Origin of the sequence: Bacillus sp. JJ634, assembly GCF_036962285.1 — a bacterium.
GTDB lineage: Bacteria > Bacillota > Bacilli > Bacillales > DSM-1321 > Peribacillus > Peribacillus asahii_A.
Window position 1 is genome coordinate 1 of the sequence record NZ_JBALMU010000103.1, and the last position, 226, is coordinate 226.

The following is a 226-nucleotide window of genomic DNA, read 5'->3' on the forward strand; positions in this document are numbered from 1 at the left end:
GCTTTTATATCTACATCTACACCGATTGCTGGAAGCGGTGTCATAATATCTTTATAAAGAATCGCCGCATCTACACCATACTGTTCAACTGGTAATCTAGTTACATAAGCTGCTAGTTCCGGCTGATGCGTAATTTCAAATAGAGAATATTTCTCTTTTATTTTTCGATATTCAGGCTGCGAACGACCTGCTTGACGCATATACCAAACCGGTACATGATCTGTCT

General features: G+C 39.4%; 1 protein-coding gene. It reads right to left on the reverse strand.

What is annotated here, in order from left to right; genetic code table 11:
• Positions 1–226 (reverse strand): uroporphyrinogen decarboxylase family protein (locus tag V7068_RS15115; RefSeq protein ID WP_499713530.1); only part of this gene is annotated, 226 nt, incomplete at both ends.